The sequence below is a fragment of the Ensifer sp. 38_S197 genome (genome assembly GCF_056924495.1).
In genome coordinates, this window is the sequence record NZ_JBXOVZ010000002.1 from 2953200 (window position 1) to 2977532 (window position 24333).

Annotated in this window: 20 protein-coding genes; 9 read left to right on the plus strand and 11 right to left on the minus strand. The window is 63.5% G+C overall.

All coding sequences use genetic code 11. The annotated features are described in order from the left end of the window. Nucleotides 1–117 precede the first annotated feature (117 nt). The gene (rpiA, locus tag AC1Z3V_RS27330; protein WP_483502838.1) at nucleotides 118–813 is read right to left on the minus strand and encodes a ribose-5-phosphate isomerase RpiA; all 696 of its coding nucleotides are present in this window, start codon (nucleotides 811–813) and stop codon (nucleotides 118–120) included. A gap of 224 nt (nucleotides 814–1037) precedes the next feature. Between rpiA and AC1Z3V_RS27335 the strand changes: the two genes are divergently transcribed. Continuing rightward, complete coding sequence (locus AC1Z3V_RS27335) at nucleotides 1038–1715, plus strand: HAD family hydrolase (RefSeq protein WP_429815679.1); 678 nt, start codon at nucleotides 1038–1040, stop codon at nucleotides 1713–1715. A gap of 46 nt (nucleotides 1716–1761) precedes the next feature. On the opposite strand, the gene AC1Z3V_RS27340 is transcribed toward AC1Z3V_RS27335, so the two are convergent. After that, nucleotides 1762–3660, minus strand: coding sequence for a L,D-transpeptidase family protein (locus AC1Z3V_RS27340; protein WP_483502840.1), 1899 nt, complete (start codon nucleotides 3658–3660; stop codon nucleotides 1762–1764). Between the two features lie 511 nt (nucleotides 3661–4171). Between AC1Z3V_RS27340 and fumC the strand changes: the two genes are divergently transcribed. The 3 genes from fumC (at nucleotide 4172) to AC1Z3V_RS27355 (ending at nucleotide 7643) form a co-directional block, all read left to right on the plus strand. Further along, nucleotides 4172–5563 carry a class II fumarate hydratase gene (fumC, locus tag AC1Z3V_RS27345; protein ID WP_483502842.1) on the plus strand — a complete coding sequence of 464 codons (1392 nt, stop codon included), beginning with the start codon at nucleotides 4172–4174 and terminating at the stop codon, nucleotides 5561–5563. A 190-nt stretch (nucleotides 5564–5753) separates the two neighbouring features. Then, complete coding sequence (locus AC1Z3V_RS27350) at nucleotides 5754–6824, plus strand: GGDEF domain-containing protein (protein ID WP_483502844.1); 1071 nt, start codon at nucleotides 5754–5756, stop codon at nucleotides 6822–6824. Between the two features lie 174 nt (nucleotides 6825–6998). Further along, nucleotides 6999–7643, plus strand: a complete 645-nt coding sequence (locus AC1Z3V_RS27355; protein ID WP_483502846.1) for a L,D-transpeptidase — start codon at nucleotides 6999–7001, stop codon at nucleotides 7641–7643. 23 nt (nucleotides 7644–7666) lie between these two features. Here AC1Z3V_RS27355 and AC1Z3V_RS27360 read toward each other — a convergent pair whose 3' ends face one another. The 3 genes from AC1Z3V_RS27360 to AC1Z3V_RS27370 all read right to left on the minus strand — a co-directional run bounded on the left by AC1Z3V_RS27360 (nucleotide 7667) and on the right by AC1Z3V_RS27370 (nucleotide 10138). Further along, on the minus strand, nucleotides 7667–8473 hold the full coding sequence (locus tag AC1Z3V_RS27360) for a M15 family metallopeptidase (RefSeq protein ID WP_483502848.1): 807 nt from the start codon (nucleotides 8471–8473) through the stop codon (nucleotides 7667–7669). Nucleotides 8474–8534: 61 nt separating this feature from the next. Next, nucleotides 8535–9143 carry a pyridoxamine 5'-phosphate oxidase family protein gene (locus tag AC1Z3V_RS27365; RefSeq protein ID WP_483502849.1) on the minus strand — a complete coding sequence of 203 codons (609 nt, stop codon included), beginning with the start codon at nucleotides 9141–9143 and terminating at the stop codon, nucleotides 8535–8537. Between the two features lie 86 nt (nucleotides 9144–9229). Beyond that, nucleotides 9230–10138, minus strand: coding sequence for an alpha/beta fold hydrolase (locus AC1Z3V_RS27370; RefSeq protein WP_483502851.1), 909 nt, complete (start codon nucleotides 10136–10138; stop codon nucleotides 9230–9232). Between the two features lie 47 nt (nucleotides 10139–10185). Here AC1Z3V_RS27370 and AC1Z3V_RS27375 point away from each other — a divergent pair, with 47 nt between their 5' ends. Further along, nucleotides 10186–10668, plus strand: coding sequence for a MarR family winged helix-turn-helix transcriptional regulator (locus tag AC1Z3V_RS27375; protein ID WP_429815702.1), 483 nt, complete (start codon nucleotides 10186–10188; stop codon nucleotides 10666–10668). A gap of 113 nt (nucleotides 10669–10781) precedes the next feature. On the opposite strand, the gene AC1Z3V_RS27380 is transcribed toward AC1Z3V_RS27375, so the two are convergent. Beyond that, entirely contained in the window at nucleotides 10782–11156 is a 375-nt protein-coding gene (locus AC1Z3V_RS27380; RefSeq protein WP_483502852.1) for a gamma-butyrobetaine hydroxylase family protein, read from the minus strand. 206 nt (nucleotides 11157–11362) lie between these two features. Between AC1Z3V_RS27380 and moaA the strand changes: the two genes are divergently transcribed. Beyond that, nucleotides 11363–12412 (plus strand): GTP 3',8-cyclase MoaA, encoded by a 1050-nt coding sequence (gene moaA / locus AC1Z3V_RS27385; RefSeq protein ID WP_429815708.1) that lies wholly within the window; start codon nucleotides 11363–11365, stop codon nucleotides 12410–12412. A gap of 307 nt (nucleotides 12413–12719) precedes the next feature. Here moaA and AC1Z3V_RS27390 read toward each other — a convergent pair whose 3' ends face one another. Further along, nucleotides 12720–15263: a methyl-accepting chemotaxis protein gene (locus AC1Z3V_RS27390; RefSeq protein ID WP_483502854.1), complete on the minus strand. Its 2544-nt coding sequence runs from the start codon at nucleotides 15261–15263 to the stop codon at nucleotides 12720–12722. Between the two features lie 409 nt (nucleotides 15264–15672). Between AC1Z3V_RS27390 and AC1Z3V_RS27395 the strand changes: the two genes are divergently transcribed. Genes AC1Z3V_RS27395 through mobB form a run of 3 tightly spaced genes read left to right on the plus strand, consistent with a single transcriptional unit; the run spans nucleotide 15673 to nucleotide 17781 of the window. Then, on the plus strand, nucleotides 15673–16581 hold the full coding sequence (locus AC1Z3V_RS27395) for a DMT family transporter (protein WP_483502855.1): 909 nt from the start codon (nucleotides 15673–15675) through the stop codon (nucleotides 16579–16581). 10 nt (nucleotides 16582–16591) lie between these two features. After that, a complete protein-coding gene (gene mobA / locus AC1Z3V_RS27400; RefSeq protein ID WP_483502856.1) occupies nucleotides 16592–17257 on the plus strand; it encodes a molybdenum cofactor guanylyltransferase MobA in 666 nt (221 codons plus the stop codon). Then, a complete protein-coding gene (gene mobB, locus AC1Z3V_RS27405; protein ID WP_483502857.1) occupies nucleotides 17254–17781 on the plus strand; it encodes a molybdopterin-guanine dinucleotide biosynthesis protein B in 528 nt (175 codons plus the stop codon). Before mobA ends, mobB begins: the two co-directional genes overlap by 4 nt. Nucleotides 17782–17809: 28 nt before the next feature. Here the strand turns inward: mobB and AC1Z3V_RS27410 are convergent, their stop codons facing one another. From AC1Z3V_RS27410 to AC1Z3V_RS27425, 4 genes are all read right to left on the minus strand, one after another. After that, nucleotides 17810–19411, minus strand: coding sequence for a tetratricopeptide repeat protein (locus AC1Z3V_RS27410; protein WP_483502859.1), 1602 nt, complete (start codon nucleotides 19409–19411; stop codon nucleotides 17810–17812). Nucleotides 19412–19556: 145 nt separating this feature from the next. Beyond that, nucleotides 19557–20801 carry a tetratricopeptide repeat protein gene (locus AC1Z3V_RS27415; RefSeq protein ID WP_483502860.1) on the minus strand — a complete coding sequence of 415 codons (1245 nt, stop codon included), beginning with the start codon at nucleotides 20799–20801 and terminating at the stop codon, nucleotides 19557–19559. A 53-nt stretch (nucleotides 20802–20854) separates the two neighbouring features. Continuing rightward, nucleotides 20855–21598 (minus strand): polysaccharide deacetylase family protein, encoded by a 744-nt coding sequence (locus AC1Z3V_RS27420; protein WP_483502861.1) that lies wholly within the window; start codon nucleotides 21596–21598, stop codon nucleotides 20855–20857. A 150-nt stretch (nucleotides 21599–21748) separates the two neighbouring features. Continuing rightward, nucleotides 21749–24133: an OmpA family protein gene (locus AC1Z3V_RS27425; protein ID WP_483502862.1), complete on the minus strand. Its 2385-nt coding sequence runs from the start codon at nucleotides 24131–24133 to the stop codon at nucleotides 21749–21751. Nucleotides 24134–24333: the final 200 nt, after the last annotated feature.

Consider the following 24333-nt stretch of genomic DNA (forward strand, 5'->3'; position numbering starts at 1 on the left):
CCCTTGCTCCTGTGTTTGTCGCATGCTGCCCGGGCGATTGCCGCCGCCAGGCCCGCATGTATGGAAACCTGTTTGTCTTTGCCGCTCCCAGCCCGGTGCGGGCTGTCGGGAGCCGGTTCAGGACGCAGTCAGAATGCGTGCCTCTTCCGGCCCTGCAATGATCGCCAGCGACGCGATGTCGATGAAAAGCCCGTGCTCGACGACGCCGGGAATGGCATTCAGCTCTCCCGCGAGCGCATCTGCATCAGGAATACGGCCAAAAGATGCATCGAGAATGAGGTGCCCGCCGTCGGTCTTGAAGGCGCCGTCATGGGATTGACGCACGGCGATTTCGCCGGAAAGGCCGAGGCGCGCGGCGACCTTCTCGATCGCGATCCGCGTTGCCACCTGACCGAAGGGGTTGACCTCGATCGGCAGCTTGAAGGCGCCGAGGACGTCGACGACCTTCGATTCGTCGGCAATCACGATCATGCGCTTCGAGGCGCTTGCGACGATCTTTTCACGCAGCAACGCGCCGCCGCCGCCCTTGATCAGCCGCAGCCGGCCATCAACCTCATCGGCGCCGTCGATCGTCAGATCCAGTTCCGGCAACTCGTCGAGCGACTTCAATGGCACACCAAGTTCGAGGCAGAGCCGCGCCGTGCGCTCCGAAGTGGGAACGCCTTCGATGTGGAAGCCGGCCGCAACCTTCTCGGCCAGCAGCCGGACGAATTCCTCAGCGGTGGAGCCGGTACCGATGCCGAGGCGCATGCCGTCTTCGACATATTCCAGAGCCGCAGCCGCGGCTTTGATTTTCATTTCGCGGGCGTCCATGCGCCAGTCGCTCCCTTGTAATGCCGACGGACGGCTTCGCTCCAAACTGCGAACCGCGCGCCCGTTTTCCGCTGAGACACTTACACGCCCGGCGACGCAAACAAAAGTCAAAATGAAATTGCCGCCAAGGAATCCGCACCGCTTGCGAGGTGTACTCCCCATTGCATTCTGCCGTCACTTCGCCTACCCGAACGGCAACGTTTCCGGTGCCATGAGGTTTTTCGGTGTCATCTCCCATAGTCGTCTTCGATCTCGATGGAACGCTTGTCGATACCGCGCCGGACCTGGTCGCGAGCCTCAACCATGCAGTGACCCAGGCCGGCATCGCGCCGGTCGGCTATGCCGACCTGACCCACCTCGTCGGCCACGGCGCACGCGCCATGATCGAACGCACCTTCGCGCTCCGGGAAAAGCCGCTCGCTGAAGACGTGCTGGAATGGCAGCTCAAGGAGTTCGTCGATTTCTACCACGGCTCGATGCCCGGCGATTCGCTGCCCTATCCGGGCCTCATCGACGCACTCGACCGCCTCTCCGGCGCCGGTTTCAAATTGGCGGTCTGCACCAACAAGCCGGAAAAGCTGGCAAAGCGCCTGCTCGAACGCCTGGGACTGATCGAACGCTTCGCCGCGATATCCGGCGGCGACACGTTCGAAGTGCGCAAGCCGAATGCCGAGCATCTCTTGAGAACCGTCACCAATGCCGGCGGCCTGGCCGAACGCTCGGTGATGGTCGGCGACAGCCTCAACGACTTCCTCGTCGCCCGCAATGCCGCGGTGCCGTCGATCGCGGTTCCTTTCGGCTACTCCGACGTGCCCGTCGAAAGCCTCGAGCCGACGAAGGTCATCGGCCATTTCGATGAGCTAACGCCGGAACTGGTCTCGGCTCTGCTCGAAGCCCGATAGTCGCAAAGAAAAGGCCGCTCGACGCGGCCTTTTCCATTCTTATGCCTTAGCCTTCGGCCCTGCGGGCGTCTCGCGTCGCGTCAAGGGCGCGGTTCATGTACATGTCGCGCTCATAGACGTCGTTGAAATATTCGACGACGCCATCCTTGTTCGGCCAGGCCGTGAAGTAGGCGACATAAACCGGCACCTTCACCGGAACCTGCAGCGCCTTGTTGCGGCCGTCGGCAATCTCCTTGCCGACATCCTCGACGCTCGTGCCGAGCACGGCGGCCGCCATGCGGCGCGGATCGGCAAGCCGCACGCAACCGTGGCTGAGTGCCCGGTTGTCGCGCTTGAAGAAGCTTTTCGACGGGGTGTCGTGCATGTAGATCGCATGCGCGTTGGGGAACAGGATCTTCAGCTCGCCGAGCGCATTGTCGCTGCTCGGCGGCTGGCGCACGGCGATCGAAGCGGTCGAGCCGTTCCAGTTGACCGACGCCGACGGAACCGGCCGCCCGCCGATCTCGACCTGGTAGCCCATGCGATCGAGGTAGTTCGGATCGCTCCTGAGCTTCGGCAGCATCTCGTTGACGATGATCGACTGCGGCACGCCCCAATACGGATTGACCTCGACGGTCTGGATCTCGTCCTGGAAGAAGTAGGTCTGGTTCGTCTTCGAGCCGACGACCACGCGCATCGAGAACTGCTCGGCGCCCTGGTCGGCATAGGTGGCGGTGAAGGCCGGCTGATTGATGAAGACGTAGCGGTCGCCGAGGCCATCCGGCAGCCAACGCGCCTGTTCCATGGCGATTTCGAGCTTGTTGATCTTGTTCGCCACGCTGTCGCCGCCCGTCAGGATGCGTACCGACGCCTGGCCGACGACGCCGTCGGCCTTCAGCCCGTGCTCCTTCTGGAAGGTCTCGACCACCGCGACCAGTTCCGGCGTGTATTCCGGCGTGCCTTGATAGGCGGCAAGAACCGCCGCGTGTTCGGCCTTCAGCGCTTCCGAACCCTTGAGGCGAATGCCGGCAATGATATTGGCGAGTTCGGGATTGCTCTGGCCCGGCTTCAGCAGCGTGCCGGGCGCGATCTCGACGCGCTGCTCGGCGCCCGTTTCCGCCCTCAGCTTCTCCAGTTCGACGGAGAGTGCTGCGAATTGCGCGCTCTTCGGGTTCTGGTCGTTGAGAAGCGTGGCGACGTCGGCGCTCGCAGACAGCTTGTCGAGAAGCGACGTGAGGTCGACGGTCTTGCGCTTGAAGTCGTGGTAGCCGGAGATCTTGTTCGGATCGATGCGGCCGCGCACCGTGTCCTGCGCATAGGTCAGCGTTGCCGCCGACAGCGCGATTTCGAACTGCAGCAGCTCCTTTTCCCGCGCGATCATGTCACCACGATCGAAGCTGTCGGCCGGTACGCTGACGGCATAATCCTGCGGATCGAGGCCGACCTTGGCGGCATCGGCGAGAACGGCGATCGCCGCCTTCGCCTTGGCATTCACGCCCTCGGCGCCAATCCAGATGTAATCCATGCGCGCGCCGTAATGGGCCTCGATCGCCTTTGCGACGTCGCCCGCGGCACGCACGTTGATTTCCGGAAGGAACTGCCGCGCATCGGCAAGCGGCATGCGCAGCATGGGCGGCAGTGCGCCGTTGCGCACGGAGCCGGTCACCACCGGGTCGAGCAGCTTGTCGGTCGCGATCCGGCGCAGCGCTTCGGCCTTGTAGGTATAGTATTTCGGCCCGGTCACCTTCGGCAGCGGCCTGGCGGCCAAGTTCTGCTGCGGATCGATCATTCCGCCCATGCCGGGGAGCGGCTGGGCTGGCTGAGTCTGTTCGGCGGAATCCGGCTTCTTTCTGCCAGCCCGGATGAAATCGGCGAGCGAGAAGGCCGAAGCCGGCCGCGCATCTATGGTCGCGATCGCACAGCCGCTCATGAGCGCCACGATCGCTGCCGTCTTAATTACTCTCATATGAAACTACGTCCCCGTATCGCGTTGTCGCCGAATTCGGCTGAAGCCAGATTCTCGCCACGCCCTCGTGCACTGAAAGTTATAGAAAAGGATGGTGAATGAAAAGGAAACGCGCCCGCGAACATCGACCTGGATCCTTCTTCTTCCTTCCAGCAAACGCCTCGATTCCATAACGTTCGAAGGGGGATAAAAGTTTGATCCACATGGATTTTATTTCAGCAGGAGATCATGGGCCGGCCGCAATGGCCGATCGTCGCCCGAAAAGAACACCGCGCCTGTGACCGAAACATCACAACGGCGCCAGCGAGCCGGAAGCGCGCGAATCACGCTCGCCCCGGGGCCGCCTTGTTGCACCGCAACGTTTCAAACGATTGTAGCATGGCAAGCCGCGCCCCGCCCCTTTACAAGCTTCGGCAGGCGGGGCAGAGAGAGGCCCGGCACCTGGGGAGATCCGCCGCGCGGCCCCCCTCGCCCAGGCTTCATGAACCGCATGATCAAGGCAGGTATCACGATGACATCGACGCGCACGGAAACAGATACGTTCGGCCCCATCGAAGTGGCAAGCGACCGCTATTGGGGCGCTCAGGCCCAGCGCTCGCTCGGCAATTTCAAGATCGGTTGGGAAAAGCAGCCGGCCTCGATCGTCCGGGCGCTCGGCATCGTCAAGCAGGCTGCCGCCCGCACCAACCAGGCGCTTGGCCGTCTGGATTCGAGCATCGCCGATGCCATCGTCAAGGCATCGCAGGAAGTGATCGACGGCAAGCTCAACGACCATTTCCCACTCGTTGTCTGGCAGACCGGCTCGGGCACCCAGTCGAACATGAATGCCAACGAGGTGATTTCGAACCGGGCGATCGAACTGCTCGGCGGCGTCATGGGCTCGAAGAAGCCGGTTCATCCAAACGACCATGTCAACATGAGCCAGTCGTCGAACGACACCTATCCGACGGCGATGCACATCGCCTGCGCGGAACGGGTGATCCATGACCTGCTGCCGGCGCTGAAGCACCTGCACCAGGCGCTCCAAGCCAAGGTCAAGGCCTTCGACCATATCATCAAGATCGGCCGCACCCACACCCAGGACGCGACCCCGCTGACGCTCGGCCAGGAATTCTCCGGCTACGCCGCCCAGGTCGCTTCCTCGATCAAGCGCATCGAGATGACGCTCCCGGGCCTTTGCGAACTCGCCCAGGGCGGCACGGCCGTCGGTACCGGCCTCAACGCGCCCGTCGGCTTTGCGGAGAAGGTCGCCGAAGAGATCGCCAAGATCACCGGCATCGCCTTCACCTCGGCGCCGAACAAGTTCGAAGCACTCGCTGCCCATGATTCCATGGTCTTCAGCCATGGCGCGATCAACGCGACCGCCGCAGCCCTCTTCAAGATCGCCAACGACATCCGCTTCCTCGGCTCCGGCCCGCGCTCCGGTCTCGGCGAACTGTCGCTGCCGGAAAACGAGCCAGGCTCGTCGATCATGCCCGGCAAGGTCAACCCGACCCAGTGCGAGGCGCTGACCCAGGTCTGCGTCCAGGTCTTCGGCAACCACGCGGCGCTGACCTTCGCCGGCAGCCAGGGCCATTTCGAGCTCAACGTCTTCAACCCGCTGATGGCCTACAACTTCCTGCAGTCGGTGCAACTGCTCGCCGATGCGGCCGTATCCTTCACCGACAACTGCGTTGTCGGCATCGAGGCACGCGAAGACAACATCAAGGCGGCGCTCGACCGCTCGCTGATGCTCGTCACCGCGCTTGCCCCGAAGATCGGCTACGACAACGCCGCCAAGATCGCCAAGACCGCGCACAAGAACGGCACGACGCTGCGCGAAGAAGCCGTCGGCGGCGGCTACGTGACGAACGAAGAGTTCGACGCGATCGTGCGCCCGGAGACGATGATCAGCCCGGCCTGATCCATTTTGACACACCACGGCGCCTCACCGGCGCCGTGGCTACAAGCCGCAAACGCAAGGATAGGTCGGCGAAACGGCCGCAATCGATCGAACGGCGGTGCGCGGCGGCGGCAAATATTAAGACTTCGCAAATCATTTGCCCCTAAAAATCATAACCCATAAGCAGTGATTAATATTAGGGGATTTGCACATGCAAACGGCAAACTCGGGCAAAGCTCAAACGCCCGATATCGCAGCGCAAGTGACCCATGCCATGCGCATGATGGGTGTGGCGCCTATCCCCCGCAACTACGAGCTCTATTACGAAGCCTATCTCGGCTCCAACCCGCAGCTCTCGAAGGAGCTTGCGGCCCTCGGCAGCCGCGCGACCCAGGAAGAGCTGGACGCGATCGGCGCGCAATATTTCAGCCATATCCACCGCCCGACCGGCATCGAGCGCGCCCACACCACGCTCGCAGCCAAGCTTGCCGAACTCGTCACCCTGCTGAAGGATGAGCAATACGCGCTCGAGAACTACAACAAGGTTCTCGACGAGGCCTATGTCAACATCATCAGCAAGAGCGCTTCCAGCGCCGATATCCTGCGCCATGCGATCGGCATCCTGACCGAAGCGACGGCCGAGACGATGAGCCAGGGCAAGGAGCGTGTGCAGACGGTCGTGCAGAAATCCTTCGAGATGGAGGTCATCCGGCAGGAGCTCGACGAGTACAAGCGCATCGCCAACACGGATTCGCTGACGCGCCTCGCCAACCGCCGCGCCTTCGACGACAATCTGGCCGCGGTCTACAACAGCGAGCATCTCAAGAACTTCACCGGCCTGCTCGTTGCCGACATCGACCATTTCAAGAAGGTCAACGACACCTTCGGCCATCCGGTCGGCGACAAGATCCTCGCGACTGTCGGCGGCGTGCTTCGCGCCAACCTGCGCCGCGAGGCCTTCGTGGCCCGCACCGGCGGCGAGGAGTTCGCCATCATCCTCGGCGACAGCACCCAGGAAGAATGCCTGCAGATCGCCGATCGCATCCGCACCGTGCTTGCGGCAACGCCCTTCCGGAACTCGAAGACCGGTGTCAATTACGGCCCGATCACGCTTTCCGTCGGTGTCTGCATGGCGACGGCGGCCGAAGACCCTGTCGATCTCTACAACAAGGCGGACATCGCGCTCTATTCGGCCAAGAATGGCGGGCGCAACAAGACCGTTCTCTTCGAGGACGGCATGCGCAAGGAATCCGGTCGCAACTGGCTGATCTACCGGCGCTGATCCATATCCTGGCCCTACACTTACAAATGGCGCCCATCCCAGGCGCCATTTGCGTTTGAGAGCCGCGTTCCTTTGGAAACACCCGCTTTTCGCCACAACCGCTAGAACTCTCCTCAACGGGGAACAACCGCGCGAGGACAGGCGCGGGCGGTTCCCGCTACCGAGGGGACCACCATGAAGACCATTCTCGCAGCTCTGATCGCCACCAGCTTCCTTGCAGCCGTCACCACGTCGGCGAAAGCCGCGGACGACGCGCCGATCACCGTCGCTTCGCTCGACAGCGCCGCCGTCAAGACGAGTTCGCTCCAGATCTTGTCAAAAAGCGGCGCGAAGTCGAAAGCCGCGCGCCGCGACGTCGGCCAGTCGCCGATCCCGCGCGAACTGGTTGCCTTCAACGAAGCAGCGGCCCCGGGCACGATCATTGTCGACAATTCCGAGCGCCGTCTCTACCACGTCCTGGGTGGCGGCGTTGCGGTCAAATATGCCGTGAGTGTCGGCCGCAGCGGTTTCCTTTGGACTGGCACCAACACGGTCAGCCGCAAGGCAGAATGGCCGACCTGGACACCGCCGGAAAAAATGCGCGCCCGCGAGGCGAAGAAGGGCAAGATCCTGCCAGCCAGCATGAGGGGCGGCATCGACAACCCGCTCGGCGCACGCGCCATGTATCTCGGTTCCACCATCTACCGCATTCACGGCACGAACCAGCCATCGTCGATCGGCAAGGCGATGTCGTCCGGCTGCATTCGCATGGCCAACGAGGATGTCGAACACCTCTATGCCAGCGTCGAGATCGGCGCCACGGTCATCGTTCGCGATTGAGCTTGTGGCAAAAACCTCACCGGTTAGCGGCCGCAGGCATCAGCCCCCGCGTCCCGCGCGATCGCAATCAGCTCCGGCCGGTACTCGAAGTGCATCGTGTCGAAATGATACCAGCGGCCACCCCAGATGAAGCCGTGACGCTCGAAAATCTCGACGATATCGAGCGGATAGCGGTTGCGATATCGCAGCGCGCCGCCACTCGCCTTCCCGGCCCAGCGCCAGTAGTCGGCAAACTCCGTGTTGAGATCGATGGCCGCACCGAAGCTATGGACCGAAAGCGTGGCGGCGCCGGCAATCGGCCGCCAGTTGAAGGTGCCGGCGCTTGGGCTGAGATAGCGCTTCAGGCCGGCATGCGGCGAGAGGTCGGCGGCGACCGCTTTTAGTGCCTCCGCGGCGCCGTGTTTCCGCGTGACCCGCAGCCGCTCGCCGAACCAATCGACGGTGACGAGATTCTGGCTCACTGCCTTGGCCGTGCCGCCGTAGAGCCGTTTCAGGAGCGCCTCGCTGCGGATGCGTCCAGGTTCGAAATCGACGGCCGGTGGTTTCGCGCAGGCACCCAGCGGATAAATTTGCGACAGGCTGTCCTCGACATCGGCCGCGGCCAGCTTTTCGGCGTGGCTCTTCTTCCTGCCGTCGTCGATCTCAAGCGGCGGCCCGCCGTCGCTGAGGATCAGGGTATTGGCGTCGATCCGCTCGATTGCTTCAGGATAGGCTGCAGCCAGCAGGCGCAGTTTCTCCGAAAGCGTGGGCTCGGCAGCCGTCGCCATGTCGGCCAAGGGAGCGAGCGCGAAGAGGATGGCAGATGCACCTGTCAGACCTTGCCGCCGCACCCTCGCCTCCACCCACGCGCCTCGCTGATGGGCGACCGTACGGGCCAGCCCTGACGGCAGCCTACCACATGGTCTTGGCGGCGCGCTCCGGCCATTCGCGGTCATAGGTTTCGCGGTCGAAATCCGCCTTGGCAGCCTTCAGCAGCGTGCCGGGCGTCGGCAGCGTTGCCGGATCGAGGAAACGGTCGGGGTTCCAGAGCTGCGCCCGCATCACCGCGCGCGCACATTGGAAATAGACTTCGCCGATGGTCACGACGATGACGCTGCGCGGGTGTTTGCCGTCGACCTCGAAGCTATCGGTAAGCGCCGGATCGATGCTGACGACGGCCGTGCCGTTGATGCGCATCGTCGTGTTCGAGCCGGGGATCAGGAACATCAGCGCCACGCGCGGATCGCGCACGATGTTGGCAAGCGAATCGACCCGATTGTTGCCGCGCCAGTCGGGAAGCAGCACCGTCTTGTCGTCGGCGATCCGAACCACGCCAGCGTCGTCACCACGGGGCGAACAATCGAGCCCCTCCGGCCCGGCGGTTGCGAGCGCGCAGAAGGGCGAAGCCTCGATCATCAGCCGATACTCCGCCGTCAACGTCCTGGTGACCTTGGCCACCGAAGCTTCGCTGACACCGCCATAGAGCGCGTTGAGTTCCTCGACCGAGGTGATGACCGACATGCCGTCCTCCAATACCGAAAGATCCCGCCAAAGCGACCCTTCGACCGATAGCATGACAGTCTGATGACGGCAGCAACGAAAAAGTGTCAGGCGGCTGCTTTTTGATCTTCCGCGTGTATGAAGGCGTTGATCCGCGCGATCACGGGGGCGGCCGAAACGATGCGGCGATGGCCGAGGCCGTTTGCCCAATGGAGCTCGACATTCGGCCCTGCGGCTGCATAGCGGCGCGCATGATCGGCCGCGACCTCCTTGTCGTCCTCGGCATGGATGATCAGCGTCGGCACGGCCAGGATGCCGATGATCCGCGCGGCGTCGAATTCCTCGAGCCGGCGGCCGGAGAGACGCTCGACGACACCTTCGAAGGCAGCCTGCGTCTTCGGCGCTAGGCGAAGAACCTTCCCGAATCCCTTGAAAAGCCAGGTCATCTCGCTCGGCGCGCCGATCAGAACCAGCTTCTTCGCCACATGGCTGCGCACGTCACAGACGATGCCGCCCGCCGCACAGGCAAGGCTTGCGCCGCCGAAGGAATGACCGACGCAGACGTCGAAATTGCCGAAATGCCGCCAGGCGGCATCGATCGCCCTGACCGCCGCGGGCATGGTGAGCGTCCGTCCCGGCGAACCGCCATGCCCCGGCCAGTCGAGTGTCACCACCTCGGCGCCGCCTTTGACCAAGCCATCGATCATCGCGGCGAGGTAGTCGCTCCGCGATCCCCAGCCGTGCACGAGCAGGATGCGCTTGGCGTTTGCCGCACCATGCGGCGCCGCGAACTGCCGCGCCAGTACCCAGCCGCCGGCATAGGAGAGCGTCACCGGTTTTGCCTTGGCGATCACTGGCTCTGCCGCGGCAAGTGCCGCCTTTTCCTTGGCGTTTTTCGGCTTTCGCCCGGGTGTGACGCTGAAAAGCTTGAAAGCCAGGCTGCCAGCCGTCTCCGGCGAGAGCGCTGCCACGCCTTTCAGCGCGTGGCGGATGACCTTGATCGCAAAGGATGCCATAGTGGGAATCTCTTATTATGTTCAATGCTGAACATAATTGTACAACGTTGAACAAAAATCAAGTGACGAACGAACACCATTTTCCCTGGGACCATCCCCGCTTCCGTAGCTGGATCGCCGTGGCGCGCGCCTGCCAGCTCATGCAGCAGACGTTGACGCGCGAGATCGCCCATCTCGACATCAAGCCGCCGCATCTCGACATCCTGATCAATCTCTATCGGTTCGATGGCATCTCGCAGCAGGAGCTGGCCCGCAAGCTGCTGGTCGGCCGCTCCAACATGAGCATGCTGCTGCCGCAATTGGAGAAGCGCGGGCTGATCCTGCGCCGCGGTGACGAGAAGGACAAACGGGTGCTGCGGCTGTCGCTGACGCCGGAGGGGCGCACGCTGACCGAGGCGGCCATGGAAATCCACACGGCGCTGATCGAGAAATCGATGGTGGGCGCACCGATCGAGGAATGCATGATCGTCGCCCAGTCCATGGAGCGGCTGATCGGCATTCTGCTCAAGGAAGAAGGCGAACTGGCCTAACGTACCGCAATATGTTTCCTTGAATCGGAACCGATTTAAGGACAAAAACATGCAGCATTCAAAGTGCTACAGCGACCTTTGCGCGTCGGATAAGACGCGCGGCGCTGTAATGGTCAGCGCGGTTTCTCCGCCTTGTCACGCGACATGCCCTTGTCGGCGAGTTCCTGCTCGTAAGCGGCGAACAGCTCCTCGCCCTTCTCGCCGAGTTCACGCAGATAGCTCCAGGTGAAGATGCCGGTGTCGTGGAAATCGTCGAAACCGATGCGGACCGCATAATTGCCGGTCGGCTGCACGGAAATGATCTGCACGTTGCGCTTGCCGGGCACCGTCACCCGCTGCCCGGGGCCGTGTCCCTGCACTTCGGCGGACGGCGAAAGCACCCGCAGCATCTCCGCCGAGAGATCGAAGGATGTGCCATCGTTGAAGGTAATGACAAGCCGATGGCGATCCTTGGAGACACGCAGTTCCGTCGGCCAGATTTCACTCATATTGCCTGCTCCTGTTTCTGGGCTGCAAAGGCAGTGCCTTGTTTCGCCATCTATTTCATCTTCAAACCGATTCCGGCCCAGGGATAAAGTGACGCACCGCATTGCCGCGTGAATTACCCCGCTCTTCCGATCAACACTTTGCGACAGTATGCGCCTTGACGCGACCATTCTCAGCAACGACATTGAAAGGGCTGGGAGAAAGACGCTTGAACACAGCCACGATAGACAGAATCGGCGCCATGCCGATCGAGCAGCAAACCGCTCCGATGATCGACCCCTTCGGTCGAGCGATCACCTATCTGCGCGTGTCCGTCACCGATCGCTGCGATTTCCGCTGCACCTATTGCATGGCGGAGCACATGACCTTCCTGCCGAAGAAGGATCTTCTGACGCTCGAAGAATTGCACCGGCTCTGTTCCGCCTTCATCGCCAAGGGCGTGCGCAAGCTTCGGCTCACCGGCGGCGAACCGCTGGTGCGCAAGAACATCATGTTTCTGGTGCGCGAGCTCGGCAAGGAGATCGAGGCCGGTCGGCTCGACGAACTGACCTTGACCACGAACGGCTCGCAGCTTGCGAAATATGCAACCGAGCTCGTCGATTGCGGCGTCAAGCGCATCAACGTCTCGCTCGACACGCTGGATCCCGCGAAATTCCACCATATCACCCGCTGGGGCGATCTCGCCAAGGTGATGGAAGGCATCGATGCGGCCCAGGCGGCTGGCCTCAAGGTCAAGATCAATGCGGTGGCGCTGAAAGGCTTCAATGACGCGGAAATCCCCGACCTGATGCGCTGGGCCCACGGCCGCGGCATGGACCTGACGCTGATCGAAACCATGCCGATGGGCGAGGTCGAAGAAGACCGCACCGACCATTACATGCCGCTCTCCGAGATGCGCCGGCAACTGGAAGAACAATTCACCTTCTCCGACATTCCCTATCGCACCGGCGGCCCGGCGCGTTACGTCGAAGTCGCCGAGACCGGCGGACGGCTCGGCCTGATCACGCCGATGACGCATAACTTCTGCGAAAGCTGCAACCGCGTCCGCCTCACCTGCACCGGCACGCTCTACATGTGCCTCGGCCAGAACGACGCCGCCGACCTGCGCACGGCGCTCCGCGCCTCCGACGACGATGCCTATTTGAGCCAGGTGATCGACGAAGCGATCGGCCGCAAGCCAAAGGGCCACGACTTCATCATCGACCGGGAGCACAACCGCCCCGCCGTCGCCCGCCACATGAGCGTCACCGGCGGCTGAGCTTTCAGAACTTCCTGGAAATGACAGCCGGCAGGCGCCCCTCATCCGCCTGCCGGCACCTTCTCCCCGCCAAGCGGGGAGAAGGATATACGAGGCACCGCCTCATTCTCTCGCAGCGTCACATCGGAGAGTGCGCATGTGGACGCGCAACGGCGATTGCAGGTAAAGTCCGCGCGCTGGGCACGTCCCCTCGCCCCGCCTGCGGGGAGAGGGTTAGTTAGTCCTCGGGTTAAACCCGAGGAGACGGGCTGATCCGCACGACGTCGCCTTCAAAGATTGATCGTCGCACCCAAGGCCGAGCCAAAACCTAAGCCGCGTAGCTGCGACGGCCCTGCGCCTGCCCACCGATGCCGTCCGTACCGGTGCGGAAGCGCTCGATCTTCTCGTTGAGCATTTCCACCTGCCGGCGCAGCCCGTGGATCTCGGCGGTGTTTTCCTCGACCATCGCGGCATTCTGCTGCGTGATCAGTTCCACCTCGTGCACGGCCGAATTCACCTCGTTGAGGCCGGTATACTGGTCGGCGGCCGAGGCCTCGATGTTGCTGACGAGCTCGTGGATCGTGGTGATGTGGCTGTTGATGACGGTGAGCGCATCGCCCGTTTCCTGCACCAGAGCCACGCCGCTTCTCACCTGTGCCGAGCTCACGGAGATCAGCCCCTTGATCTCGCGGGCCGCACCGGCGCAACGCTGGGCAAGCTCGCGCACTTCCTGCGCCACGACGGCAAAGCCGCGGCCCGCCTCGCCCGCCCGCGCCGCCTCGACGCCGGCATTCAGCGCCAGAAGGTTGGTCTGGAAGGCGATCTCGTCGATAACGCCGATGATCGTGCCGATCTTTTCCGACGAGCGGTTGATCTCCGCCATCGCATCGATCGCCTTGGCCACCACCTGACCGGAATGCTTGGCATAGGTATTGGTCTCGCCAACGGAGACGGTCGTCTTGCGCGCGCTTTCCGCCGTCGCACGAACGATCTCCGTCAATTGCCGAAGCGCGCGCGAGCTTTCCTCGAGCGCTGCCGCCTGCTGCTCGGTGCGGCGCGCCAGGTCGTCGGCCGACGACGCAAGGTTGCCGGTGCCGCCGGTGATCTCGCCGGTGACGACACGCACGTCGGCAAGCGTCGCCCGCAGCGCCTCAACTGCATTGTTGTAGGTGCGCGCCATGATCACGTAATCGGCGGGCAGATCCTCGGCCATGCCTTCCTCGAGATTGCCGTCGGCAAGCGCCGCCAGAACGTCTGAAAGCGCATTCAGCGCCTGCATCTGCTCGGCCTCGACCCGGGCACGCTCCGCGGCGCGGCGCGCCTCCTCCTCGGCCGAAAGCGCGCGTGCCGCTTCCGCCTCGCGCCCCAGCCGCACGTTTTCGACGGCATTGTCGCGGAACACTGCAACGGAGCGCACCATATCGCCGATTTCGTCGCCGCGGTTGCGGCCCTCGATGGCGACATCGAGGTCGCCGCTGGCAAGCCGCGTCATCGTTTCGGTCACCCGCTTCAGCGGACCACGCAGGGTTTCGACCAGCATCAGGCCGCCGATGATCGCAAGCAGCGTGCCGGCGATCATGGCGACGATCGAAACGTCGGCCGAACGCTGGCTGTCGACCTTGCCGGCTTCCTGTGCGCTGCTGACGAAGCTTTCGAGCGTGGTGCTGGCGGCAGCGACGAGCGCCGACGCCTCCGCCTTCGCCGCTTGCCAGCGGCTGCCGACGTCGATCAGCGCTGCGGTGTCCTTGGCGATGTCGTCGAGCGAGGGGCCGAGCTTGACCGGCAGGTCACGGAGAGCCGCGTTCTTGCCACCGAGTTCGCCGAGCTTGGCCGCCGTTCCGCGAACCGCCTCGATGTCGGCCATGACCGGCTCGCGGCCGGCCGCATCGAGCTTGCGATGCAGCTCGCTGATATGCAGCCGCGTGCTGTCGAGCCCCTTGAAGGTGTCGCCCATCAGCGTGATCAGGGTCTTGAGCTGCGAGATCTCGGCATCCATGCCGACGAAGCGCTTGGCGGCCGTGTCCGAATTCTTGGCCGCCTCCTTGGCAAAGTCTGCTTCATATTTGGAGAACTTGCCGAGAATCGGTACCAGCGCGTTCTTCTTCGCCTCGCTGTCCTCGGCGCCGGCAAGGATCGCCTGAACCTTGAGCGCTTGATCCTTCACTTCGGCGATCGGCGCCTGCACCTTTTCCGAGGCGATCTTTTCCGCCTCGTCGATCTGCTTCAGCAGATGCGGCAGCAGCTTGCCGGCCTGGTCGATCTTGGCATCCGGATTGACGGCCATCGTTACCGGCAGGCGGAACTTCTTGATGCGTTCAGCGAGGCCCTGATAGGCGGCAGCGTCGAACAGAAGCGCCTTGGCAAAGGCTTCCTTCTCGCCGGATTCCTTACGGATGAAATCGATCTGCTTATAGGCGCCGTTGCCCTGCTCGGTCATGTCGGCGAGTGCCGCTTGCAGGGATGCCGTCACCTGATCCCGTTCGAGCTTGGTCGCCCAGAGCTTTTCCGCCTGGCCGCGCATCGCCTCCCCCAGCGCCAGAACGGACGCGATCTCCGCCTTGTCCTGATCGCGCGTCAGCAGGCTGTCGAGCGCCTTCACGCCGCTTTCCTGCTCATCGATCTCACCCGCGAGTGCCGTTTTCGTTTCCTCGCTCGGCGCATCCGAGAAGGCCTGCAGCGCGCTGCGCAGCGCCTGGAAATCCGAGAGATTGTTGATGGTTTCGCGCGTCACGGTCATATGGCCGTTGAGCGTGCGGGCAGTGAAGAAGCCAATGAGACCAATACCGGCGATCAGCGCCACCAGCGGAACCACGAAAAGCAGAACCTTGGTGACGATCCGCAAGCGTTGCAGCAGGCGATCGATGAAAGACATTGCGCACCCCTGAATTATTCTTATGGGAAGCAGGCCCGCGCGGCGGCTTTTCTTGGTGGGAACACCGATGGGACGATTGCCGCAGGCTCTCCCAAGCCTCGGCAGACATCCCTGGAATGGCCACCCTGCAAGGTTTACTGCGGCGCCACCCCGCCGATCGCGTCATGCGAATGGATGCGGAATTGTGGCGACGATAGGCAGCGAAACTTAAGATTCCGCGAATAAGCTCGCGTTCAGCCGCGGCCGTTTCGAACCGTTCTACTTGCCCTGAAAGAAAAACGGCCGGCGTATGCGAACCCGTTTGCACAAGACCGCGGCCAATGCTTAAACATTGGGCGATCCCATCCCGTGGATTCGCCTCCCCATCCGTCGGCAGCGACCCGCTCGCCGGCGCCGCAGGACAGCAAGCATGCAAGCCTCCACCAATTTCCGCGGCATTCTGTTCATGTGCCTGGCAATGGTCACGTTCTCCTGCAACGACGCGCTCGTCAAATCGGTCACCGGCGCGATGAATGTGGGGCAAATCATCTTCGTGCGCGGATTGCTGACGACCGCGATGGTCGTGCTCGCCGCCTGGCAGTTTCGTGCCTTCCGGCCGCTCGGCACCCTCATGAAGCCGGTGATCCTGCTGCGCATCGCCATGGAGGCGCTGGCCTCGGTCACCTATATTTCCGCCCTCGGCCAGATCCCGCTTGCCAACGCCTCGGCGATCATGCAGGCACTGCCCCTGGCCGTAACGCTCGGCGCCGCGCTCTTCCTCGGCGAGCCGGTCGGCTGGCGGCGCTGGACGGCGATCATCGCCGGCTTCATCGGCGTGCTGATTGTGCTCAGACCCGGCCCCGAGGGCTTCACTCCGGCGGCGCTGACCGTCGTCGCCTGCGTGTTCGTCACGGCAACGCGCGATCTCTGCACCCGCCGCATCGGCCATGAGGTGCCGTCGCTTTACATCACCGTATCGACCTCCCTCGTCACCACCTTCGTCGGCGCCGTGCTCATCCAGCCAATGGGCGGCTGGCAGCCGATGTCGGCGACGACGCTCAGCCACATCGCCGCCGCGAGCATCCTGCTGATGCTCGGTTACCAGACGATCGTGCTGGCGATGCGCGCCGGCGACATCTCGGTCATCGCCCCCTTCCGCTACACCAGCCTTATCTGGTCGATCGCCATCGGCATCTTCTTCTTTGCGGAAGTGCCGGATACCTGGATGCTGGTCGGCGTCGCGGTCATCATCGGCTCCGGTCTCTACACCTTCTATCGCGAGACGCGGCGCGGCAGGAAAGCTGTCGCCCAGCGCTCGCTGACCGACCCGCTCGAATAGGAGCATCCCGATGCCGGAGATAAGAGACCCATCGTTAATCAGCGCGCCGCGACCAGCGGTCATCCTCGCCGGTGGATTGTCGCGCCGCATGGGAAGCCCGAAGTCCGACCTTCAACTCGGCGGCCAAGGGATGCTTTCGCGCATCGTCGAACGGCTGCGACCGCAGGTCACGAGCATCGCGGTCAACCTCAATGCCGAACCAGCGGACGCGATTGTCGGCGATATCCCCGTCATTGCCGACACGGTTCCAGGTTTTCTCGGGCCGCTTGCCGGCGTGCTGACGGCCATGCGTCACACGGCGGCAACCACGCCGGAAGCAACCCACGTCGTGGCCGTTCCGACCGACACGCCCTTCTTCCCGGACGATCTCGTCGCACGACTGGCCGGCGCCTTGACGGAACGTCAACAGATTGCCGTAGCGGCATCCGCCGGCCAGATGCATCCGCTGTTCGCACTCTGGCCGGTCGCGCTCGCTGACGATCTGGAGACCTGGCTGACGAACGACCCGAAACGCCGCGTCCGTGCCTTCATCGAACGCCATGCCTCGGTAACGGTCGATTTTCCTGTCATGATGACATCGAAAGGCGCATTCGATCCCTTCTTCAACATCAACACGCCTGAGGATCTCGCTGAGGCGCGGGAATGGTTGAGCTTCTTCGAGGATAGCAAAGCATGAGCGCCATGAAGATCTTCGGCATCGCCGGCTGGAAGAACTCCGGCAAGACCGGGCTGATGGTGCGGCTCGTCAGCGAACTGACGCAGCGCGGTTATGTGGTTTCCACCGTCAAGCACGCGCACCATGACTTCGACATCGACAAGGTGGGCGCCGACAGCTACCGCCACCGCGAGGCCGGCGCCCATGAGGTGACCATCGTCTCCGGCACGCGCTTTGCGATCATGCACGAATTGCGCGGTGCGCCGGAGCCGAGCTTCGAGGACATCCTTGCGCGGCTCGCCCCTTGCGATCTGGTGCTCGTCGAGGGCTACAAGCGCGAACCGATCCCGAAGATCGAGGCCCGCCGGCTGGAATCGGCAAACCGCGAGCCTCTGGCTCCCACCGATCCGCACATCTGCGCGATCGCGGCCGATCACCCGGTTTCCGATAGCGAACTGCCTGTCTTCGACCTCGATGACACGAACGCGATCGCCGACTTCGTAGAAAAGGTCACAGGTCTCGAGCGCAAGGACGCCGCATCCTAACCAAGGGGCACGGGCGAGAGGCCGGCAGTCAAGGCTTCCTGGCGTCGCGATATTCCTGCGGCAGCCCGTCGAGCAACTGCTGCGCTTTCTGCATCCCTTGTTTCGCTGCCCTGGCATACCATTCGGCGGCCGATGCCAGATTCTGCTCCACGCCATTTCCCCTAGCGTAGGCAATACCGAGATTGAGTTGCGCGTCGGCATTTCCCTGCTCGGCGGCCTTACGGAACCATCTGGCGGCAGCCGCAGCGTCTTTTTCCACGCCGATGGCATTGAGATAGGCCACGCCGAGATTGAACTGCGCCAGGGCGTAGCCCTGATTGGCCGCGAGCTCATAAAGCCGCGCCGCTTCCTTGAGGTTCTTCTCAAGGCCCAGGCCGCCTGCATACATCACCGCCAGGTTGAACTGGCCGCGGGGATCGCCGCGGTCAGCCAGCGTCAGAAACCAGTGGTGCGCTTCCGCGTAGTTTTCTCCCGTGCCGGCCCCCTTCAGATACATGAGGCCGACGTTCAACTGGGCTTTGGCATCTCCCTGCTTTGCCGCCTTCAGATAGAGGTCAAACGCTGCCGCCGGATCCTTTTCGACGCCGCGGCCGAGCATGTAGAAGGTGGCGAGGTCCACCTGCGCCGCAACCATGCCCTGGTCGGCCGCCTTGCGGCACCAGTTCACCGCCTCTCGATCATCGCGTCCGACGCCGAAGGCGCGCACGTAAATGCCGCAGAGCAAATTTTGCGCGTCCTTGTGGCCGGCGTTTGCAACCGGGCGAAGCCAGCGAAGTCCCTCCTGGGCGTCGATCCGCCCCGCCTCGCTGTTGAAATAGAGCCGGCCGGCATTCGCTTGCCCATCGACATATCCCTGCTCGGCGGAACGCAGGTACCAGCGCAGCGCTTCGGCCATGTTGCGTTCCACGCCGACACCTTTCTCGTACATGAAGCCGAGATTGTACTGGGCACGCGCCTCCCCGGCGACCGCGGCTCGCGACGTCCATCGGTAGGCCTCCGCGTCATTCTTCAGCGTGCCGCTGCCCTGAAAATAGGCGATCGCCAGATTGTGCATGGCCGCAACCAGGCCTTGTTCCGATGCTTTCCGATACCACTCAAACGCTGTGGCCGGATCGCGCGGCGTACCGCGCCCCTGCTGGTACAGAAAGCCCAAATTGAACTGGGCTGCCGCATAGCCTTGTTCAGCCGCCAACCGGTAATAGGCGAAGGCTTGCGCATCGTCCTTGGCGACGCCCAGCCCCTGTTCGTAGATAACCCCGAGACTATATTGAGCCTCCGGAACGCGCTGCTCGGCGGAGAACCGAAACCATCGTCCGGCCTCCTCGTAGTTCTGCTTCACGCCTTCGCCGCCGTTGAAATAGATGGTGCCGAGGTGGAATTGCGCCTTCGCATCGCCGCTCTCGGCCGCCTTCCGGTACCAGCCGATCGCCTTCAGGAAGTCGCGCCCAACGCCCTCGCCGGTTTGGTAGCGCATCCCGAGATCGACCTGCGCCTGGACATCGCCGTCTTCGGCCCGCTCCAGCACCTTCTCGAATGGCGGCAGTGCCGGAGCCGCGCCATCCGCGCGGGCGGACGACGAAAATACCGACGACATCAAGGCTACAACGAGCCCGAAGACGACACGTTTCATCCACACCTCCCAGGCTACCGCTACGCGGAAAAATCCTATGGCGAGGTTCCTTCAACGGAAAACCGATTTCGACAGACGGCTTCAACGCGTCGAGCAGCGGCCGTTAACCGCCTCATTTGAAGGTCATGCGGGAAAATGGTCGCTGTCAGTCTTTCGGCAGCGCATCGAGAGCCTGTTGCGCCTCGGACATCCCCTGGGCCGCTGCCTTGCCGTACCAGAACGCCGCCGCTTTCAGATCCTTGTCGACCCCGTTCGCCTCGACATAGGCCTGCGCGACGTTGAACTGCGCCTTGGCGTGGCCCTGCTCAGCTGCCTTCATGAACCAGCCGAAGGCCGCTGCCGGGTCACGGTCCACGTCGGTGCCGGTCGCATAGGCGACGCCGAGATTGTGTTGCGCCAGCGCGTAGCCTTGCTCTGCCGAGAGCGTATAGAGCCGCACCGCCTCCTTCGCGTCACGCTCTACGCCGCGGCCATCACTATACATTAGCGCCAGATTGTATTGACCGGCGGCATCACCCGTATCGGCAGCAGTTCGGAACCATCGTGCTGCTTCCACCTGATCCTCGGCGACACCTGTCCCGCTCACATACATCAGGCCAACGTTTAGCTGCGCCGTCTTGTCCCCGTTCTCCGCCGCCTGTTTGAACAGATCGAAAGCAGCGGCCCGGTCCTGCGCCACACCCTGCCCCTGCAGGTACATGATCGCGAGATTGAATTGCGCAGCCGCATACCCGCCCTCGGAAGCATTCCGGTACCAGCGCGCCGCAACTTCGTCGTCGCGCGAAACGCCCTGCCCCGTGGCGTAGAGTAAGCCTAGCTTGAATTGCGCCAGTGGAAACTTCTGCGCCGCCGAAAGGCGGTACCAGCGGAGCGCCTCTTCAATGTTTGGCTTGACGCCTTCGCCCTTGAAATACTTCTGCGCCAGCTCGTACTGGGCAATGGCATGCCCGCTCTCGGCGGCCCGCCTGAACCACCTGACGGCATCGACCTCGTTTCGGGCCACGCCGCGGCCCTCCATCAGCATTGCTGCCAGATTATATTGCGCCGGCACGTTGCCGCCTTCAGCAGACTTCTGGAACCAGCGAAACGCTTCGGCATCATCCTGCTTGGCGCCTTTCCCGGTGAAGTAGGCCCAGGCGATGCGAAACTGCGCGTAGATGTCCCCGTTCTCCGCAAGCACTCGGTCCTGCTCTGTCGGGACAGGGGGCATTTCTGCGAGCGCCGGGAAAAATGACGTGCCGAGCGCAAGTGCGGCAACAAGGCCGAAAACGGCGGGTTTCATCCATTCCTCCCGATGGCAACGCATTCGGGGAACGTTAAGCAACGAAGAGTTGATTCGCCATCGGATTTCCCTTCGACAGAGACGCAACAGTCGATCCGCCTTGCGCATTGGCGAACCGCCGGGAAGACGCGAACATTCGCCGCACGCGCCTCTATCGGCCGTCAGTTCGTCGCGCCGACGGCCGTTTCGTCCGGAATATCGTTCAGCCGGACGAAGCTATAGCCCTTCGCCTTGAGGTCGAGGATGCCGCGCGCGACGCCGGCGCCGGCGGAATGGGTCGGCTGGTTGATATGGGCGATGATGACGTCGCCGTCCTTGGCTGCCCGGATGCGCTTCTCAGCGAGGGCAGCGCCGAGCAGCGAACCGCCGTCGCCGTTCACCGAATAGCCGGCGATGCGATACCCCATCGCGCGGATCTGGCCCATCGACGAATGGGTATACTTGGCGGTCGCGCCGCGGAACCAGCGCGGCGCCGGCAGGCCTTGCGCCTTGATCGCCGTCGCTCCGCCGTCGACTTCGGCCGCGACCGCTGCCGCGGAGCCGGCCGCCGCCAGACCATAGACGGAGACTTTCACGTCGATCGGCGGCACGTGCATCGCGCCGTGATCCTCGATTTCGAAGAGATCCGGATGGGCCTTCATCACCTCGACGACGAGGCCGTTGCGCCTCAGCCAGCGCGCGGTCACGAAGATCGTCGCCGGGATGCGGTTTTCGATGAGCGTGCCAAGGATGCGCATGTCGGTCGCACCGCTGCAGGCATCGAGCGTCAGGGCCACACGCGGCGCCGCTCCCTTGCCATCCGGGTTTGTCGGCAGGCGCAGATCCGGCTCGACGAGGCCGGACGCCGCGCTGGCCGAGTGTGCGAGCAGGGCGAAGGCGAAAAATGGGAGTGCAGCGGCTTTCATGGCAATCCGGGGAAGCGAAAAAAGTGGCAGATCTTTGAAACGACAGAAACCCGCCTTTTGCGAGGCGGGTTTCCTGGATGTAGCCGGGCAGTCCTGCCCGAAGCTTGATCAGCGCTCGGCGAAACTCGGTTAGCGCTGCGCGAAGCTTTGTTAGCGCTGCGCGACCGGGCGGACCAGCGGCGTGACGCGGCGGATGGTGACGCGGCGATTCTGCTGTTCGGCTTCCTGCGTGCGAACTTTAAGGAAGCGCTCGCCGTAGCCCTGGGTCACCAGGTTTTCCGGCGGGATGCCGTAGACCTCGGTCAGCAGCGACGCGACCGATTCGGCGCGCTTGTCCGAAAGCACGAGGTTGGAGCGGTCCGAACCGACGGCATCGGTGTGGCCTTCGATAAAGAAGGTTTCACCCGGATCCTTCGCAAGGATCTTCTCCATCGCGGCTGCGACCTTGCGCATGGTCTTGGCCTGCGACATCGACACCTCGGCGCTGCCCGTCGGGAAGGTGATCGTGTCGAGGTCGACACGACGAACCTTGTCGCGCAGGCGGGCGGAGTGACGGACCTCGTCGATCGTGTAGACGCGCTCGACGGGCTCCACCGGCGGCTCGGCCAGGAACTCGTAGTAGTCGCGATCAGGGTCGTCCGAAACGTCGGCGATATAGTCACGCACCGGGATGCGCAGGCGCATCGGCGGCAGTTCGTAGCCGACGTCGATAATCGCCGGGCGCGGACCTTCGTCACGCTCGGGAGCATAGATCATCAGGTACTCGTTGCCGTCGCGGTCGACGCGCGAGCGCTGCAGGATGTCACCGTAACGGTTGTAGACGGTGACGATCCGGTAGCCGCCTGGGCGCAGGATGGTTTCGCGGGTGCGGCCGCGCGGAAGCTGATCGTAGTAGGTCTCTTCCGCATCGTGACGCAGGCGCGGACGGTCGTCGCCCCGCACAAAGATCTGGTCGCCGACGCCGAGGATCACGCGGTTGTCGACCTGCTCGACGACCTTCACCTCGGTCACGTTGTTGGTGATGTTGTTGACGGTCGTGTTGTTGTTGATCACCGTGTTGTTGATGACGGTGTTGTTGACGATGTTGGTCGTCTCCGGAACCACGAAGACCGGCGCCTCGTCGACACGTGTGCCCTTTTCGTTGAGGTTGGCCTCGATCTTCTGCGGCAGGTCGGCCGGGATTTCGGCGGCAATTGCAGCCTGGGCTGCAGCATCGTCCGCCGGCGGCGCTGCGTCTTCTTCCTTGGCGCGCAACTCCTCGCGCAGCTTCTGGCGCTGTTCGCGCGCCTGGTTGCCGCCCGAATTGTCGGCATCCTTGTCGCTGTCGAGCACGGCCGCACCGTTTTCGACCGGCAGAACGACGGTCTCGTCGGTCGCCGCCGGGTCTTCGGCGATCTTCGCCTTCTCTTCTTCCGTGCGAGTGTCGACCACTTCCGGAACCGGCTGCTGCACCTGCGGCTGCTCGGCGGTCGCCGGCTGCTCAGTCCCCGGGACCGGCTGGCCTTCGCCGGTTTGCGGCTGCTCCGTGCCAGGCACAGGCTGGCCTTCGCCGGTCTTAGGCTGTTCAGCGCCAGGCACAGGCTGGCCTTCGCCCGTCTGGGGTTGCTGCTCCGTGCCTGGCGCCGTTTCGGTCGGCGCAGGCTGTTCGCTTGCCTTCTGCTCTTCCGTCACGGGCGGCTGCTCGCCGGCCTTCTGCTCCTCAGTGGTCGCGGGCTGCTGCGCCGCCTTGCCCCCTTCCGGCGGGCATGCGGTGGATGCGTCCTGACCTTCCGGAACGACACAGTCGCGGGGCTGAGCCTGCTCGGCAGCCTTCTGCTGTTCTTCAGCCGCCTTCTGCTGCTCGGCAGCCTGACGGGCAGCCTCTTCCTCCGCGGCCTTCTGCTGTTCAGCGGCTTTCTGCTGCTCTTCCGCAGCCTTCTGCTCTTCCGCAGCCTTCTGCTCGTCGGCAGCCTTCTGCTCGTCGGCGGCCTTCTGCTGTTCGGCGGCCTGACGGGCAGCCTCTTCCTCCGCAGCTTTCTGCTGCTCGGCGGCCGCGCGGGCAGCCTCTTCCTCAGCCGCCTTCTGCTGCTCAGCGGCTGCGCGGGCAGCCTCCTCTTCAGCCGCCTTCTGCTGCTCGGCGGCTGCACGGGCCGCCTCTTCTTCCGCAGCCTTCTGCTGTTCGGCGGCCGCGCGGGCTGCCTCTTCTTCCGCAGCCTTCTGCTGTTCGGCGGCCTGGCGGGCAGCTTCTTCTTCAGCAGCCTTCTGCTGTTCGGCGGCCGCGCGGGCTGCCTCTTCTTCCGCAGCCTTCTGCTGCTCGGCGGCCTGGCGAGCGGCTTCCTCTTCAGCGGCCCTCTGCTGTTCGGCCGCCTGACGCGCAGCCTCTTCCTCGGCCTGGCGCTGCTTCTGCAGCAGCAGTTCTTCGTCGGACTGACCACCGCCCTCCTGTGCAACCTCGAATGGCTTCATCAGGCTATCGGCGACGGCGGGCGGAACCGCGACGGACACCGACAGCACCGGCAGCGCGACGGTCGCAAACAGTTTGGATCGAATCGACATTTGTCTTCCTTCCTCTTCCTGGGAGGTCCTGGTCCCGCATCCTCTTCCCGCTCTATGACACGCCGAAGAATGATGCGTACGCGAATGCTCACGGGGCCTTGACCCAAGGTTCCGGCTTTTTTGTGTTGCCCGCGACGCATGCCGTCACGCGCAAAAGCCGAACCACGCGCCGGTTCCTTGATAAGGGCTAACGCAGGCAA

Coding starts and splice junctions, on each gene's coding strand:
- rpiA (WP_483502838.1), bottom strand. CDS start 813: ATGGACGCCCGCGAAATGAAAATCAAAGCCGCGGCTGCGGCTCTGGAA.
- AC1Z3V_RS27340 (WP_483502840.1), bottom strand. CDS start 3,660: ATGAGAGTAATTAAGACGGCAGCGATCGTGGCGCTCATGAGCGGCTGT.
- fumC (WP_483502842.1), top strand. CDS start 4,172: ATGACATCGACGCGCACGGAAACAGATACGTTCGGCCCCATCGAAGTG.
- AC1Z3V_RS27350 (WP_483502844.1), top strand. CDS start 5,754: ATGCAAACGGCAAACTCGGGCAAAGCTCAAACGCCCGATATCGCAGCG.
- AC1Z3V_RS27355 (WP_483502846.1), top strand. CDS start 6,999: ATGAAGACCATTCTCGCAGCTCTGATCGCCACCAGCTTCCTTGCAGCC.
- AC1Z3V_RS27365 (WP_483502849.1), bottom strand. CDS start 9,143: ATGTCGGTCATCACCTCGGTCGAGGAACTCAACGCGCTCTATGGCGGT.
- AC1Z3V_RS27370 (WP_483502851.1), bottom strand. CDS start 10,138: ATGGCATCCTTTGCGATCAAGGTCATCCGCCACGCGCTGAAAGGCGTG.
- AC1Z3V_RS27380 (WP_483502852.1), bottom strand. CDS start 11,156: ATGAGTGAAATCTGGCCGACGGAACTGCGTGTCTCCAAGGATCGCCAT.
- AC1Z3V_RS27390 (WP_483502854.1), bottom strand. CDS start 15,263: ATGTCTTTCATCGATCGCCTGCTGCAACGCTTGCGGATCGTCACCAAG.
- AC1Z3V_RS27395 (WP_483502855.1), top strand. CDS start 15,673: ATGCAAGCCTCCACCAATTTCCGCGGCATTCTGTTCATGTGCCTGGCA.
- mobA (WP_483502856.1), top strand. CDS start 16,592: ATGCCGGAGATAAGAGACCCATCGTTAATCAGCGCGCCGCGACCAGCG.
- mobB (WP_483502857.1), top strand. CDS start 17,254: ATGAGCGCCATGAAGATCTTCGGCATCGCCGGCTGGAAGAACTCCGGC.
- AC1Z3V_RS27410 (WP_483502859.1), bottom strand. CDS start 19,411: ATGAAACGTGTCGTCTTCGGGCTCGTTGTAGCCTTGATGTCGTCGGTA.
- AC1Z3V_RS27415 (WP_483502860.1), bottom strand. CDS start 20,801: ATGCGCAAGGCGGATCGACTGTTGCGTCTCTGTCGAAGGGAAATCCGA.
- AC1Z3V_RS27420 (WP_483502861.1), bottom strand. CDS start 21,598: ATGAAAGCCGCTGCACTCCCATTTTTCGCCTTCGCCCTGCTCGCACAC.
- AC1Z3V_RS27425 (WP_483502862.1), bottom strand. CDS start 24,133: ATGTCGATTCGATCCAAACTGTTTGCGACCGTCGCGCTGCCGGTGCTG.